The organism is Lysinibacillus sp. LK3, from assembly GCF_001043675.1.
Classification (GTDB): domain Bacteria; phylum Bacillota; class Bacilli; order Bacillales_A; family Planococcaceae; genus Lysinibacillus; species Lysinibacillus capsici.
On the sequence record NZ_LDUJ01000026.1, the window covers coordinates 40,738 to 56,495 of the forward strand.

The 15,758-nt window shown below is 36.3% G+C and carries 18 protein-coding genes and 1 riboswitch; of the genes, 11 read left to right on the plus strand and 7 right to left on the minus strand.

All coding sequences use genetic code 11. The features are described from left to right. The first annotated feature begins 68 nt into the window (after nt 1-68). On the plus strand, nt 69-1,463 hold the full coding sequence (locus tag VK91_RS18650) for an ATP-binding protein (RefSeq protein WP_197078737.1): 1,395 nt from the start codon (nt 69-71) through the stop codon (nt 1,461-1,463). Further along, nucleotides 1,441-2,142: a response regulator transcription factor gene (locus tag VK91_RS18655; RefSeq protein ID WP_048394952.1), complete on the plus strand. Its 702-nt coding sequence runs from the start codon at nt 1,441-1,443 to the stop codon at nt 2,140-2,142. Before VK91_RS18650 ends, VK91_RS18655 begins: the two co-directional genes overlap by 23 nt. A gap of 42 nt (nt 2,143-2,184) precedes the next feature. On the opposite strand, the gene VK91_RS18660 is transcribed toward VK91_RS18655, so the two are convergent. Both VK91_RS18660 and VK91_RS18665 read right to left on the minus strand, forming a co-directional pair. After that, nucleotides 2,185-2,754, minus strand: coding sequence for a YdhK family protein (locus VK91_RS18660; RefSeq protein WP_048394955.1), 570 nt, complete (start codon nt 2,752-2,754; stop codon nt 2,185-2,187). Nucleotides 2,755-2,857: 103 nt separating this feature from the next. After that, entirely contained in the window at nt 2,858-3,454 is a 597-nt protein-coding gene (locus VK91_RS18665) for a biotin transporter BioY (RefSeq protein ID WP_048394956.1), read from the minus strand. Nucleotides 3,455-3,607: 153 nt separating this feature from the next. Beyond that, nucleotides 3,608-3,795, plus strand: a riboswitch (cobalamin riboswitch). A 145-nt stretch (nt 3,796-3,940) separates the two neighbouring features. Between VK91_RS18665 and VK91_RS18670 the strand changes: the two genes are divergently transcribed. The 3 genes from VK91_RS18670 to dapF are packed head-to-tail and all read left to right on the plus strand — an operon-like array spanning nt 3,941 to nt 6,694. Further along, entirely contained in the window at nt 3,941-4,987 is a 1,047-nt protein-coding gene (locus VK91_RS18670) for an iron ABC transporter permease (RefSeq protein ID WP_048394957.1), read from the plus strand. A gap of 5 nt (nt 4,988-4,992) precedes the next feature. Further along, nucleotides 4,993-5,784, plus strand: coding sequence for a heme ABC transporter ATP-binding protein (locus VK91_RS18675; protein ID WP_048394959.1), 792 nt, complete (start codon nt 4,993-4,995; stop codon nt 5,782-5,784). Between the two features lie 52 nt (nt 5,785-5,836). Then, entirely contained in the window at nt 5,837-6,694 is an 858-nt protein-coding gene (gene dapF, locus VK91_RS18680) for a diaminopimelate epimerase (RefSeq protein WP_048394961.1), read from the plus strand. Between the two features lie 87 nt (nt 6,695-6,781). Here dapF and VK91_RS18685 read toward each other — a convergent pair whose 3' ends face one another. From VK91_RS18685 to VK91_RS18695, 3 genes are all read right to left on the minus strand, one after another. Further along, on the minus strand, nt 6,782-7,096 hold the full coding sequence (locus tag VK91_RS18685) for a multidrug efflux SMR transporter (RefSeq protein WP_048394963.1): 315 nt from the start codon (nt 7,094-7,096) through the stop codon (nt 6,782-6,784). Next, the gene (locus tag VK91_RS18690; RefSeq protein WP_048394965.1) at nt 7,096-7,449 is read right to left on the minus strand and encodes a multidrug efflux SMR transporter; all 354 of its coding nucleotides are present in this window, start codon (nt 7,447-7,449) and stop codon (nt 7,096-7,098) included. Before VK91_RS18690 ends, VK91_RS18685 begins: the two co-directional genes overlap by 1 nt. Nucleotides 7,450-7,523: 74 nt before the next feature. Continuing rightward, entirely contained in the window at nt 7,524-8,102 is a 579-nt protein-coding gene (locus tag VK91_RS18695) for a TetR family transcriptional regulator (protein WP_048394966.1), read from the minus strand. A 181-nt stretch (nt 8,103-8,283) separates the two neighbouring features. Here VK91_RS18695 and VK91_RS18700 point away from each other — a divergent pair, with 181 nt between their 5' ends. From VK91_RS18700 to VK91_RS18715, 4 genes are all read left to right on the plus strand, one after another. Beyond that, nucleotides 8,284-8,454 carry a hypothetical protein gene (locus tag VK91_RS18700; protein ID WP_175400775.1) on the plus strand — a complete coding sequence of 57 codons (171 nt, stop codon included), beginning with the start codon at nt 8,284-8,286 and terminating at the stop codon, nt 8,452-8,454. A 72-nt stretch (nt 8,455-8,526) separates the two neighbouring features. After that, nucleotides 8,527-9,693: an endonuclease Q family protein gene (locus VK91_RS18705; protein WP_048394969.1), complete on the plus strand. Its 1,167-nt coding sequence runs from the start codon at nt 8,527-8,529 to the stop codon at nt 9,691-9,693. A gap of 109 nt (nt 9,694-9,802) precedes the next feature. After that, complete coding sequence (locus tag VK91_RS18710; RefSeq protein WP_048394971.1) at nt 9,803-11,428, plus strand: S-layer homology domain-containing protein; 1,626 nt, start codon at nt 9,803-9,805, stop codon at nt 11,426-11,428. A gap of 88 nt (nt 11,429-11,516) precedes the next feature. Further along, a complete protein-coding gene (locus tag VK91_RS18715; RefSeq protein ID WP_048394973.1) occupies nt 11,517-11,885 on the plus strand; it encodes an ion channel in 369 nt (122 codons plus the stop codon). Nucleotides 11,886-11,934: 49 nt separating this feature from the next. On the opposite strand, the gene VK91_RS18720 is transcribed toward VK91_RS18715, so the two are convergent. Together VK91_RS18720 and VK91_RS18725 are read right to left on the minus strand one after the other, a co-directional pair. Next, a complete protein-coding gene (locus tag VK91_RS18720; RefSeq protein ID WP_004224435.1) occupies nt 11,935-12,222 on the minus strand; it encodes a DUF2653 family protein in 288 nt (95 codons plus the stop codon). Then, nucleotides 12,210-12,671, minus strand: coding sequence for a hypothetical protein (locus VK91_RS18725; protein WP_048394976.1), 462 nt, complete (start codon nt 12,669-12,671; stop codon nt 12,210-12,212). The genes VK91_RS18720 and VK91_RS18725 overlap by 13 nt, the downstream gene beginning before the upstream one ends. 184 nt (nt 12,672-12,855) lie before the next feature. On the opposite strand from VK91_RS18725, the gene VK91_RS18730 reads away from it, so the two are divergent. Both VK91_RS18730 and VK91_RS18735 read left to right on the plus strand, forming a co-directional pair. After that, a complete protein-coding gene (locus tag VK91_RS18730) occupies nt 12,856-13,872 on the plus strand; it encodes a YdcF family protein (protein WP_048394978.1) in 1,017 nt (338 codons plus the stop codon). A 72-nt stretch (nt 13,873-13,944) separates the two neighbouring features. Then, on the plus strand, nt 13,945-15,231 hold the full coding sequence (locus VK91_RS18735; protein ID WP_048394979.1) for a tetratricopeptide repeat protein: 1,287 nt from the start codon (nt 13,945-13,947) through the stop codon (nt 15,229-15,231). Nucleotides 15,232-15,758 lie beyond the last annotated feature (527 nt).

Here is a 15,758-nt window from a genome sequence, read left to right on the forward strand (position 1 = left end):
CTACTTCTGCATGAAATCTTCACACTTTCAAGATATACTTTTAAGAAATTCTAAAATGGTGGTTACGGATGAGAAAATTATCATTAAAGCTGGGCATTATCTTCTTCATCACATTGTTTTGTATTGAAACCTTTATGATGTTTTTTTTGCATGTTTCCTTGACGAATTCTAGAGTGGAAGAGGAACTAGAGCGTTTACAAGCGAGAGGAAATTCACATCGTACTATATTAGAACAGAACTTCAATAATGAAACACTAGCACATGTCGTTCTTATGGAATCAGAAGCAAGTACAGATGTCGTGGTGACTGACCATTTCGGGACAATCCTTGCATCCTCACAGCCACATCAAGAAATCAGTGATCTGATTCGTGAAATAGAGGGGGAAATACCTTATGAAGGAAGGGTTTTACAAGACAATTGGCAAGAAGTTAAAGCAATTGCGACTATAAGCCCTATTCAAAATCAGCAAGGAACGATTGGCTATGTATTTATGTTTCAAAATACCGATTCCATCCATGCATTAATGAAACGGCTGAATAAGCATTTTCTCATCGTGGGTATTGTATCTGGTCTAGTCAGTATTGCAGTCATTGTTGTTCTATCTCGTAAGCTGGCTAAGCCACTTATTCAAATGAAAGAGGCTACATTGAAAATGAGTAAGGGTGATTTTACAGTTGCTCTTTCTACGAATGGAAAAGATGAGCTTGGGGATTTATCAAATGCTATCCAGCTTTTATCCAATGATTTAAATCATCTAAGGCAAGAGCGTAAGGAGTTTTTATCGAGTATTGCACATGAGCTTCGTACACCGCTAACTTTTATTAAAGGCTATACAGACATTCTTGCTAAACGGGATTTAACAGAGCAAGATCGTCAAAAGTATTTAGCTATTATAATAGAAGAAACAAATAGACTTTCTAGATTAATCAAAGATTTATTTGATTTAGCGAAAATGGATGAAAACTCATTTGTAATTGAAAAACATTGCTTACATTTAGAGCCGTTTTTTACAAGCATTGAAGAAAAATTAAGTCCCGCTTTTCAAGATAAAGGTATCTATTTAGTTGTACGTTGTGATAATGGCTTAACACTATGTGCAGATGAAGCAAGACTTGAGCAAATTCTGATTAATCTATTAAATAATGCATTAATCTATTGTGCACCAGGAGATATGACTACAGTCACTGTAAAACAAGACAGTGGAATTTTAAGCATCATCGTTGAAGACACAGGGAAAGGAATTCCAAAGAAGGATTTACCGTATATTTTTGATCGGTTTTATCGAGTGGAAAAATCACGTAGTCGTGCTTTAGGTGGATCTGGACTTGGGCTTGCTATTGTCAAGGAGCTAGTACAAGCACATGGGGGAGAAATAAAGGTTAGAAGTGAAATAAATAAAGGGACTACTTTTGAATTATCATTTAAAGGAGTAGAAATGAATGAAAACGATTTTATGCATTGATGATGAACCAAGAATGTTAGATTTATTAACCCTTTATTTGGAACCACTATTTAATTGTAGAGCAATGTCTTCTATACAAGAGGCATTGCATTTTTTAGAAGAAGAGCATGTGGATTTAGTTCTTTTGGATATTATGATGCCAGAGATGGATGGGTGGCAGGTTTGCCAGGAAATTAGGAAGTTTTGGGATGTTCCTATCATTATGCTTACTGCAAAAGGAGAACACGCTGATATTGTAAAAGGTTTAAATCTTGGTGCTGATGACTACGTTTTAAAGCCTTTTGATGAGGAAGAATTGTTAGCACGCATACATGCTGTATTAAGAAGAACGATATCTGAAGAAAAAGTGATTAACTTTGAAGGGCTTTGTTTAGATAGAGAGTCCTTTGAAGTATATTTTCAACATAAGGCAATTCCATTAACACCAAAGGAATTTGCCATGCTCGCCCTATTTTTAGATTATCAAAATAGAGCATTTTCTAGAGAACACCTTATACATGCCGTTTGGGGATATGATGTAACGATTGAAGATCGTACCATTGATTCACATGTACGTAATTTACGAGAAAAATTAAGAAAAAGTGGTTTTCCGGCGGATGATTACTTGCAAACCGTTTGGGGCATCGGCTATAAATGGCATAAGTCTGCAAAGAGAAAGCAAATGGAACATAAAAGCTAGAAAATAACCTCTACCAGAATTGAAGGTAGAGGTTATTTTCTATTATTTTGGACTAAGCTCTTCTTCTGTTACCCATTTATGATTTGTTACAGCTTCACCACTTGTAGTGGAAGTATAATCAACCATATATACAGTTGTTTGCACAGCCTCGTCAATAAGGACAGTCGCATTTTCCATACCTTCCATATGTGTTGCGTCCGTTTTTACTTCTGTTCCAGGAGCCAGTGGTGCTTCTTGTGGGTCAATTAATTCTTCATGAATTACCCACTTATGCTTTTCTATTCGCTTTCCACCAGATGTAGGCTCATAGGAAATAACATAGGCAGTTGTAGTATAGGCACCTACTATTGTTGCTTCGGCCCCTTTCATACCTTCCATATGTCCATCTGTAATAATGGCTGTGCTTCCTATAGGAAATTTCGGATTTTCAGCTTTTTTTAACGTTACTGGTACTTCGCCAGAACTTGAATGGTTCATTGTAGAATGATCCATTTCTTCAGCAGCTTCATTAGAAGTGGACGCAGGTTTTGTTTGATCCTCTGTACAAGCCGATAAACTAATTAGAGCGACTACTGATAATAGTCCGACTGACCATCTTTTATTGAATTTCATATGATATCCTCCTCACTATGTGCTCCTAATGTAGCAAATAAATATGCAGAAACGATGGATATAACCTATGAAAAACATTTCTCTAGTCTGGCGGGGAGATATGCTATTGAATGGGCATGATCTTCAATGTTTTTTGTAATCTATGGGCGAAGATACCAGCAAAAATAGCTAAAATAATATCTTTTGGTAGTGGAGGAATCATCCAAAGCCAAGCGAGCTTATATGAAAAATTCTCTGGCGCACTTGCCCATAGCTTATAGGCAAAAAACATCCAATTTGTTCCTATCAAATAATTTATAGCCGTTGCTACCAAAGCAGCTACGATAAAACTTTTCTTTGTTCCGCTTCGTTCTACGATTAACCCCGCAACAAATGCCGCAAATATAAAAGTAATAATAAACCCAAAGGTAGGGCTTAAAATTTGGCCAATTCCACCCCCGAAACGAGCAAAGACAGGAGCTCCTGCCAATCCTACGCACATATAAATTGTGCAGGCGAGCGCACCTTTTCTACTACCAAGAATAAGCCCTGCTAAAATTGCAAAGAAGGTTTGAAGCGTAATGGGTACACCACCTACTACCATAAAAGGTGCAAAGGAAGTGATATTAGCACCCACCATCATTAGCGTTGTAAATAATCCAATGTAGGTAATGTCAACAGTTCTTAACTTATGGTGACTATGTTGTGTAACAGTTGCCATGATTTCACCTCGTTTTATAAGTTATTACTGCTAGTGTAAAAAACGAATACATTTGTGTCAACTTTATTATTTGTATAAGTTAACGCAATTACTGAATTAAATTGAAGTAGACTATCTATCTATAAAAATGTATGATAGAATCGTCACAATTTTATAACTTCAAATACTATTGGTGTGACATTTTGAATGTCACTTAAAAGGGAAGTCGGTGGAAGTCCGACGCTGTCCCGCAACTGTAACGATGAATCCTATAATATGATTTGCCACTGTTTAAGAATGGGAAGGCAATTATAGGATAGTGAATCGAAGCCAGGAGACCTGCCATTTAGTAATACCTGTAATGCCCACGAGGATGCAAGCAATTACGGACAATAGCTGGATATTTTTCTGACTTTGTTTAATCTTGGGTATTTCTATGCGCATTTTCGCATGGGATACCTTTTTTTATTGCTTCATTCATCAATATTCAGTAGGAGTTTAAAACAGATGAATAAAAAATTTATGTTATTTTCCTTCGTACTTTTCATGGTATTAATTGTTTCAATGACCTTTGCTGTAATGGTTGGCTCAGTTTCAGTTACACCGTTATATGTATGGAAAGTCATTCTTTCTAAAATTCCTTTTATACAAAATTCGATCGAGCAAGATTGGAGTCGCTCTCAGGAAATCATCATCTGGCAAATAAGAGCACCTCGTGTTTTGCTAGCTGCGATAGTAGGAGCGGGGTTAGCTATTGCAGGGGCAGCCATTCAGGCACTAGTACGTAATTCTATTGCAGACCCGTATATTCTAGGGATTTCTTCAGGGGCAGCTGTCGGAGCTACTTCTGTGATTATTTTAGGAGCCTTTTCATTTTTAGGTATTTACGCTCTTTCAGTATCCGCATTCCTTGGTTCATTACTTGCCATTGCACTTGTCTTTTTCTTATCACGTGTTGGGGGACGTGTCTCTATTTTCCGCTTGCTATTGGCAGGCATGGCTGTGTCCTTTATCTTAACGGCTATCTCTAACTTTATTTTAATGATGTCAAAGCAAGAAGGGGCCTTAAAGGCTGTTATGTTTTGGATGCTAGGTAGTTTAGCTGGAGCCAAATGGAATAATATTGTGATTCCAGCTTTCGTATTCTTTATTGTATTTGGGCTACTGTGGCTACACTATCGCAATTTAAATTTATTATTACTAGGAGAAGAGGCGGCAGTGACATTAGGCGTTAATCTTCAGCAATTCCGTATTCAGTTAATACTACTAGTATCTCTATTAACAGGTGTGCTTGTCGCAGTTAGTGGTTCTATAGGATTTGTGGGATTGATTATTCCCCATATTGTGCGTTTAATTGTGGGCTCAAACTATAAATACGTAATACCTATCAGTGCTTTAATAGGTGGAATATTCTTAGTGTGGGCAGATGCCTTTGCTCGAATTATTATTGCTCCTCAGGAAATGCCAATTGGTATTATTACAGCTTTTTGTGGAGGACCATTTTTCATTTGGCTTCTCCGTCGTAACAATTATTCTTTCGGTGAAGGAGATTAACTTCCATGACATTAGAAGCGAAAAAAGTATCATTCTCCATTTACGATCAGCGTATACTGCATGATGTAAGTATTCAAATAAAAGAAAAGCAATTTGTTGGATTAATTGGTCCTAATGGGAGCGGAAAATCAACATTGTTAAAAAATATGTATCGTCTCCTAAAACCTGAAAGTGGCTCGGTAGTATTAAATGAGCAAGATATATTAAAGCAATCAAGCAAAGCAATTGCGAAAAATTTGGCTGTTGTAAGCCAAGAGACACCCGTATTATTTGATTTCACTGTGCATGATTTAGTCAGTATGGGAAGAACCCCACATAAAAAGCTGTTAGAGCTTGATCAAGAGAAAGATTTTCAAATTGTTAAAGAGGCTCTTAGGCAAACGGGCATATCGCATTTAGAGAAACGAAGCTTTAGTTCGCTTTCTGGTGGCGAGAAAAAACGTGTCATGGTTGCAAGGGCACTCGCTCAACAAGCACAGATATTAATATTAGATGAGCCGACGAATCATTTAGATATTCAACATCAACTTCAACTTATGGATTTAATTCAGACTTTGCATTTAACCGTAGTAGCAGCTTTACATGATTTGAATATTGCTGCTATGTATTGCGATCAAATTTACGTTTTACAGCAAGGGCGAATAGTTTGTCATGGTACACCAGAGGAAGTACTTACGCCAACAGTGCTGCAAGATGTATTTGGTGTTTTTGCGGATATTCAAATACATCCAATGACAGGGAAGCCGTATCTTACATATGTTCCTGAACAGTTCACGAAGGGGTTTAGCCAAATATAGAAAAGTGTCATCTTCTATTAGATACATAAAACAACCTTTAAGGAGTGACTGTATGCAAATAGCCTTTACGAAAATGCATGGTATTGGCAACAGCTATATCTATCTTGATCTTTTCCAACATGATTACAAGGAAGATATCTTTTGTGAATTGGCTCAAAAAATGGCCAATGTCCATACTGGTATTGGCTCAGATGGATTGATTATTATCCAACCCTCTAAAATTGCTGACTGTGGTATGCGTGTATTTAATAAAGATGGATCTGAGGGGACAAATTGTGGTAACGGTCTTCGCTGTGTTGCTAAGTATATTTTTGAACGTCATATTGTACGACAAGAGCTAATTACGATTGAAACGAAATCCGGGATTATGCTGGTACAGGTAGTGGTGCAAGACAATCGTGTAATAGAAGTGATTGTCGATATGGGCAAGCCTCTCTTATTGCGCAAAGACATTCCGATGTTAGGAAACCCAAATGAGCTTGTCATCAATGAAATATTTCCTTTACCCCAACAAACTCTTTTAGTAACAGCTTTGTTTTTGGGCAATCCCAATACCGTAGTTTTTGTGAATGCGATCGAGCAAGCACCATTAAGAACATTAGGCGGTATTATAGCAAACGATATGAGATTTCCTTATCGCTGCAATGTTGAGTTTGTAGAGGTTGTTCATGAGAAGGCATTAAAATGCTGCGTTTGGGAACGAGGTTCGGGTATAACAGAGGCATGTGGGACAGGTGCTTGTGCAGCGGTAGTGGCTGCTATATTAAATGGTTTTTGTCAGAAGGGAGAAGAGATAGTAGTCCAACTTAGTGGCGGTGACTTAGTCATACGATGGGCTGACAATGATCATATCTGGATGCGTGGACCTGCAGAATTTATCGCGGATGGTATTTATGAATTTTTATCTTAATTACTCCCATTCTTCGTCATGCCATTTTAAATAAGATGAATACAGGACGCCTCCGATTTAAGAGTGGCGTCCTATATTGTAAAGCCATTAAGATACTGCTTTTAAGCCTGCTACACCTACGATAATTGCTATGATACTGATAATACGTGATAGATTTTTGGATTCGCCAAAGAAAATGATATTTACGAGTACAGCTCCAACAGTACCAATTCCTACCCAAACAACATAGGCAATACTTAACTGCAAATAGTTGAAGGATGCATATAAAAGGGCAAAAGACACACCAAAACCACCAATATATAACATTAAGTTTCGTAATGTTTTATGCTGACTATAGAAGCGTAAGCCAACCACACCTATAATTTCAGACAATGCAGCTAAGATAATAAGTATCCAACCCATTATACATTCTCTCCTTTCGTTTGCATCTGCTCTTTAGAGGAATTATCCGCTAATTTTAGACCAATCACACCTAATAATAAAATAATCATGAACAGTCCTTTAATGGCATTAAATTCTCCTTCGAAAATGAAAATATCCATTAATGTGGTACCGATTGCACCTGCTCCAGCGAAAATAGCGTAGACTGTACCAGTAGGTAAGCTCTCACAAGCCTTCGATAAGAAATGAAAATCTATAGCAATGATTGTCACAATAATTATCCAATGCCACCATGAGCTTGCTACGTTAAAGCCAAATACCCAAAGCAATTCAAATAAACTTGTTAAAACGACGTACATCCATTCTTTTTTCATCAATAAAATCCTTTCTATTAGGTAATACAATGACTGACATTCAGTCATTTTCGAGGTAAAAGAGAACGTCACTTTTATGGGTGACGTAGGCCAAGTGCGTGAGATAGGAAGTCTATAAGCTCAAGCTTGAGCAATTTCATTGTTTCGTCCTTGCTATCATCAAATAAATAAATTTGTTCAGCAGCAGATTCAATTAGACCAATCATCAGTTTAGCAGAACGTGTTGGGTCAATTGAATCACGTATCATTCCCTGTTGCTGGCCAGATAATAAGAAATGACTCATCCAGTCATAATAGGGTGCATATATATTTTCCCATTCTTTTAAATGCTCAGTTTGCGCAATACCTGCATAAATAAGTGCAACGATATCTCCATAATCTTTCGTGATTAAGAAAACCATTTCCACAACCTCTTCAAGTTGCTGTTCAAAGGGCTTATGACTTGAAATACCTTCATCTAAGGTAGCAATAATTCTTTCTACCATATTTTTTGCAATAGCAGGCATAACAGAAAGGCGTGATGGGAAATAAAGATAAAATGTTCCTTGAGCGATCCCAGCAGCTTTAACGATATCTGAAACTTTTGTTTTTTCTATACCTTTTTCTCGAAAAACCTCAATGGCAGCTTGAATAATTTTTTCTTCTTTTGACATGCAATCCCTCACTTTTGCCTTACTTAATTATTATGTTATAGAATAAGAAAAATAATGTCAATAAAAATGACTGATTATCAGTCATTTTTATTATCCAATGTTCGTTTGTAATTCCACAATTATGCGAAGGAGTATATTTTCTATATTTCGGGGAATTGTATAATTGAAAGGATTGATGACCATGAAAGAAATTAAGTTTGCACAATTAGACCCGCAGCAACTAGAAAAAATTAATGAGCTTGAAGAAAAGATTGGTGTAACATTAGTTGCCTATGATGCTTCCTCCACACCATCACACGGTTCCGGCGCTTTTGAGTCAAATAATAGCACTACTACAAATCATCCATCATAATGAAGTGAGAAATGCCTTGCAGTAATGTAAGGTATTTTCGTTTTATAGAATGTATTTAAAGGAGTGTTTGAATTGAATGAATTCTATGCTGATTTACATATTCATATTGGACGTACTTCTAGTGGAAGGGCAGTGAAAATTACTGGCAGTAAAACGTTAACATTAGCACGAATTTTAGAGACGGCTAGTGCAAGAAAGGGATTAGACATCATTGGGATCATTGACTGTCACTCACCTGAAGTAATCGAAGAAATGGTGAGGATGATTGAACACGGAGAACTACAAGAACTTAAAGAAGGTGGTCTGCGATTTCAGGAAACAACTTTAATTCCCGGATCAGAGATCGAAATTTATGATCAACATTGTCAGGGTCCTATTCATGTGCTTGCTTACTTTCCTACACTAGAGCTCATGAAGCTGTTCTCAGAATGGATGTCACAACATATGAAGAATATCCATTTAAGTTCACAGCGTATTTATTGTGATGGTCAGACCTTGCAGCAAAAGGTACATGAATTGGGAGGTATTTTTATTCCTGCACATGTATTTACACCATTTAAAAGCTTGTTTGGCAAAGGGGTTCGTCGAAGTTTAACTGAAGTCTTTGATCCGCAGCTTATTGATGGTATTGAATTAGGTTTAAGCTCTGATACAAATATGGTAAGTCATATTAAAGAATTACAAGCATATACATTCGTTAGCAATTCTGATGCACATTCGCTTGGGAAATTAGCACGAGAGTATCAAAAGTTACGATTAGCAGAAGCGAATTTTACAGAATTAAAAATGGCCCTGCATGAGCAAGAGGGACGAGCGGTAATAGCCAATTATGGCCTAAACCCTTTGCTTGGCAAATATCATCAAACAGTTTGTGCAAAATGTAGTCAACAGCTAAGTAAAGAGGCTACCATTTGTACAGAATGTGGGAGTACTCAAATTATAAAGGGAGTAGCTACCCGTATACAGGAGCTATCTGAAGACTTTCCCGATAAACGAAATAGACCACCTTATATTCATCAAATACCACTTGATTTCATTCCAGGTATTGGTCCTAAAATGATGGAACGTTTAATCGAAGCATTTGGTACAGAAATGAATATTTTGCATCGTGTAACAATCGACCAGCTTGAACAAATTGTGCCACATAAACTAGCCCATTTAATCGATTTAGCGAGAACGGGTCAATTAGCCATTGAAGTTGGTGGTGGTGGGATTTATGGAAAGATACAGGTTGATTAGATAAAAAATGAAATGTTTCAAAAAGATTGTTGTAATTTAACCTATTTTTATCGTTCCTCTAGTAAAATAGTGAAAATAACGACTATTTTATAAGTAGAGGAGAGAGTAAATGCGATTATCAAAGAAATTTCGTTTTTTAGCTTCAAGTGTATTGGCTTTGCAATTAGCTATACCTGTAGCAGCTAGTGCAGAAGAAGGACAGGGTGACCATATAGCACCAAGTTGGGTTGTACAAACCGATTATGTGGCACTTGGTGATTCATTAGCACATGGAATGAATGAAGTAGGTGTAATTGGATTAGGCTATACCGATTTTATTGCACAGGCATTACAGCAAGACGGCTTCCTTACTTCCTTTAATAAGGGCTTTGCTATGTCAGGCTACACAACTAAAAATGTTTTAGCTGATCTACAAAATGATGTTGCAAAAACAGTGACTGGTTTTGGCTATACAGACGAACAGGCAAAGTTACGGGCTTCTATTAAAGAAGCTGAAATCATCACATTAACAGCTGGGGCAAATGATCTATTGCCAATATTAAAAGAATCTCAAGCAACGGGAATTGACACTGTGGCTATCATAAAAGCTACTAAAGAAGCTGTATCGAACATTGCTACTATTCTATCTGAAATCAAAAAGATTAATCCACAAGCTGAAGTATATGTAATGGGCTATTATAATTCCTTCCCATACTATAGTGAGAACTTACAAAAACAATTTAATTTGTTATTAGCTACATTGAATGCAACAATTAAAACAACTACTGAAAAAGCGGGCGCTATTTTTGTTCCTACATATGATGTTGTTGCAAAGGATGTTGCCAACTATCTACCAAACCCTGAAAATATTCATTTAAGTGAAGCTGGTTATTTAGCAGTAGCAAATGAAGCATTTTTACCAATCATTAAAACAAGCTCTTTATGGGATGTCACGCAGGCTATTGGAGTAGAGGTAAAAGATCGTACAACTGTTAAGGTTAGCTGGCAAGAAGCGACAGATAATGTAGGCGTAGCAAATTACCTTGTCTATGTGAATGGAAAATTAACTTCAACATTAAATGCTGACACTACTACAATTACGCTCAAAGATTTAATAGAAAATACAACCTACAATGTATCTATCAAAGCAATTGATGCTGCTGGTAATGAAAGTGTTCAAAATCCTACAGTAACTTTCACTACGAAAGGAACAGTTAGCTTTACAGATACACAGAATCATTGGGCAAAAGATTATATTCAAACAGCTGCAAATATAGGTATAATGAACGGCTATACTGATGGGACATTTAGACCTGAGAGTAGTGTAACACGTGCCCAAGCTGCAGCTATTCTTGTAAGAAGCCTTGGCTTAACTACAGAAGAAAAAGCACCATTTACTGATATCGAAAATTATGATGCAGCAACACAGGCAGAAATTGCGGCAGCATATGTACATGGTCTTATTAAAGGAACAGATGGGAAATTTAAGCCTGGACACCCTGTGACACGCGCTCAATTAGCTTTAATGATTCATCGCGCTTATGAACAGCAATCTAATCAGCCGTATATTGCAAAAGGCAATGTGCCATTTGTAGATGTCGCTTCATATAATGCAGAAACCAAACGTGCAATCACAATGCTGTATGAATTAGGAATCGTGACAGGGGATGGAGGGAAATTTTCACCTGAGGCTGTCACAACAAGAGGTCAAGCAGCTAAAATATTTACCAATCTTAGTCAGCTACTCATTCAATAATCATTAAAAGGTAGGGGGATTGTCTCCTCTACCTTTTGATGTTTTCGTAAAAAACGAAGTATAGTCTATCTAAATAAAGGAGAATGGGATGCTGTCATTTATATTATCTGCTAAAAGATTAGGAAAAGGACTGTGGAGGTCCTTTAAACGTCCACAGTTCCTATCATTATTTACTACACTATTTTTAATCATTCTATCAGGAACTCTATTCTACAAGGGGACAGAAGGATGGTACTGGTTGGATGCCATGTATTTTGCTGTAGTGAGCTTAATTCCAACTGGAGTCGAAACAGGACTATATCCAACAACGGCTTATTCTAAAGTATTTACAATGATTTATTTAATTGTTGGTACAGGAGTAATGTTTATCATGTTATTAATGCTGGGACGCTCTATCGTAGATTTTTCTCTGAATGAAGAAGAAAAAGAAGAGGTTAAAAAACGTTTGAAAAAGTAAAATAGCAGTACAATGAATTTTTTGGACGATTCATTGTACTGCTATTTTTTTATGATAGTTTGGCAATAATGCCTTCTTCGTCATCTAAAACTAATTCAATCCCTGTCGAGAATGGATCACCGTGTAGAACATCCTTGATCCAAACACGTAAGGCACCAATCATGGCTGCTGTATTAAGCACCTCGATTTGACCGTTGACTTCGACCTCTGCACCAAAACCTGCATCATCCTCGTAAGTTAATTCAACAAGAACATCCTCAGGGCGAATGTTTTGATAGTAGGCTTGAGATAAACAAATAGCATTAATAATATCTTGTTCGTTGATTATTTGTGCCATTGTGCTTCCTCTTTGCGCTTTTTATCTTTAAACATATTTATTATCTTCACAACAAGCATCACAATAACAACAATTGCTGCCACATTAATAAGTAAACCTAAAATATTCCCCAGTATACCCATACCACTAAATAGACTACCGAATAATAATCCAGCAAGTCCGCCAAGCATTAATCCTTTCATCAGACCACCTGAGAAAAAACCACCTTTTTTAGTAGTATCTGCTTTATTAGTAGATGTTGAGTTGTTTTTATTTGTTGTTGCATTGTTTTGATCTTTAGTAGTATCCGACTTTTGGATATTCGAGCTATTATTATTGTTAGAGAAGCCCTTTTTACCCGATTTATAGGATTTAGCTTCTGCCGTTGGTGTATCAGAAATAAATAATGTTGCACCAACAGTCGAAAATATCAGTGTCGCTGCAAAAAGAGCGGCAAGAATTTTTTTCATTACATACATTCCTCCAATATAATTTTTAATTTAATCATAAACTAGTTCTTATATAGTAATATTACATGAACTATATTAAAAAATAAAACAAACGCTTTCAAAAATTAAGCTATATCAAAAAATATGGACAAATAGTGGCAGATGTAATGATTGTAGAAATTATGCAATAGGAAGGAGTGAAAAAATGCTACTAACTTTATCAATCTTCCTTACCATTTTTATCATTTTGTACCTAACAGAAAAAAGGCGCTTTCTCAACGTTGTAGCCCTTGGCGTGATAGGGATATATATTGTCAGAGCGTTTATTATTCATTATCCTTTATTGCTACCAAATGATCAGGGGATTATTTCTGAAATGGGGATATTCATTATATTAGGAAGCTTTCCAAGTATTATGTTTATTTTATCAATAGCCATGTTTTTCAATAGTAAAGTATTATTGGAAAGGGAAGGACGCAAATTCCGTAACTTAATGTTAGCCATATTAGGGCTAAGTTTTGTTATTATGATGTTATGGTATGTATTCGTCATTTTTATTGAAATTGAAAATGTATTTTGGCATATTCTTTTCTTCTATGCGTTTTTGATTTTTGGTTATACAATGTTCTTATACACTAGTGTCCTTGCTTATTCAATATTGTATCTTCTTACACCAATACGTTATAAACCAAATTACATTATTGCATTAGGTTCAGGATTAATTGGCGATAGAGTACCTCCACTTTTAGCAAGCCGTTTAGACGAAGCAGTAAAGCAATATATAAAGTATGAGATGAAGCCTTATATCATTGTCTCTGGTGGTCAAGGAAATGATGAAAAGGTATCAGAAGCATATGCAATGAAACAATACCTAATAGAAGTACATCATATTCCGACTGACAAGATAATTATGGAGGATTGTTCAGCCAATACAGAACAAAATATGATCTTTTCAAAGCAAATAATGGACCACCATTCTCATGGAGAGAACTATCGTTCCATTTTTGTTACGAATAATTTCCATGTGTTTCGCGCAAGTATTTATGCTAGGAAAGCAGCATTAGATGCCGAGGGGATTGGCTCAAAAACTGCTTTTTACTATGTTCCTAATGCATTCACACGAGAATTTATAGGTTTATTAGCCATGTATAAATGGACCCATGTCACAGTATTTTTAATTATTACGCTATTCGTAGGCTTACTATTGAGAGCATATGTGTAACCAAACTTCAACTGTCTTCCATATAATAGTGGTAAGGCAGTTTTTTTACATAGTGTGCAAGGGAGGAAAATAATGTACGAGCAAATTTTAGCCAAGCGAAATAAAGAACGAATAATTTCCCTACAAAATCTTACACAAACTCAAGATCAGTGGTTTGCTCAAAATATAAAATTACTTACATTCGCTGAAGTTAACCTAACAGCCTTGCAGAAAATACTGTATCAAGTAGTACGAGGGTTATTAAAAGAACAGCAACAACGTCATTTACAGATTGTCCATACAGTGCAATCTCAATCGATACAGGAGAATGTATTAACGCTGTTGGCAGAATATGATGATGTCTTGCGCGATGCCATTCCACAGCCTATCTATATACTCATTTGGCAAATTTCTTCGCTAGAAAAGTTAAAAAACAGTATAGAAGTAGTAGATGATGTGCTTGATATTGTAGAGTGGTATTTTCGCCATCAAGATGAACAAGTTGCTGCTCTAGATGAAGAGGACTTAGATCATGAGCTCATTATTGATTTGTATAAAGAAGCGGTTGAAGAGCAGGATGGGGATGCCCAATATCAACTGGGTGAATACTATAATTCTAGAGAGGGTAAACATTTTCAACCTGAAAAATCATTGAAATGGTTTGAGCTAGCCGCTGCCCAGGGAAATGCAGATGCTCAATATATGCTTGGGAATTTTTGCTTTGGGGGCATAGGTATGGAGGAAAATTATTCCCTTGCCTTTTCATACTATGAAAAAGCAGCTTTGCAGGGACATGCGGATGCTGCCAATAATTTAGCAGATATGTACTTTAATGGCGAGGGCGTAGCAACGAATTATACATTAGCAAAAAAATGGTTTGATTATGCTGCACAAAAGAATGTGGCAGAGGCAATGTTTACGTTAGGAATAATTTATGAGCAGGGGTTAGGCGTTGAGGTAGATGAGAAAGAAGCTTTTAACGCCTATAAAAAATCAGCTGAGGCAGGGTATGTGGAAGCACAATATCGACTTGGTGGAATTTATTTAGAGGGGCGCTTAGGCCTAGCGAAAGATGTCAATCGTGGTCTGTTTTGGTATGAAAGAGCTGCGGAGCAATATCATGTAGACGCCTTTTATGATTTAGGTTATATATGGAGTAATGGTCTGGCCGGAATACGCAATCTCGAAAAAGGTATTCATTGGTTTAAGCAGGCTGCACTTCAAGGAGATGTAGAAGCCAAGCTACAGTTGGGGCATATTTTTAATAAAGATACAGGGTTAGATAGAAATCTGAAAGAAGCTATTAAATGGTATGGACTCGCGGCAGATGCAGGATCCGAAGAAGCGGCTAAAATATTACAGGAACTTAAAGGATTGTAAATTTAGTGTTAAAAAAACATAGGTTTTTAGAATTATTTATGTTGCTACGGTATGAGGGTATTTTGGTCTAAAATAGACTGCTGTTTACGAGTATTTAGATAGATCATGATTGAGGATATAAAATATTAGTATAGTGAAATTTGAAGATGATCGATAAAAAAGTAGAATAAATATAAAGCAAGTAAGCATAATAAACAAAAAAATAGTTAAAAAAGCTACCCAATAATATTGTGGTAGCTTTTTTATAGTTTATTACGCTTTATTTAACAACAAGGACTTTTTATACATTTTGTGTAAAATAATGGTATTAATAAGATTGACAGTCATTTATAAAATGATTAATGTAAATGAGTGATTTTGAAAAGAAGCATACGTAAATAATTTACTGTTAGTCATGTAGGGACTATATCTGTTTGCTGAGAGCAAATGACCTTAGGATAAATTGAGCAAATGGGTACCCGACATACTTTTGGAGGAAGTTTGTCATACGGAATTGCGCTATCGAATGTAACCATTAAATCTGACTA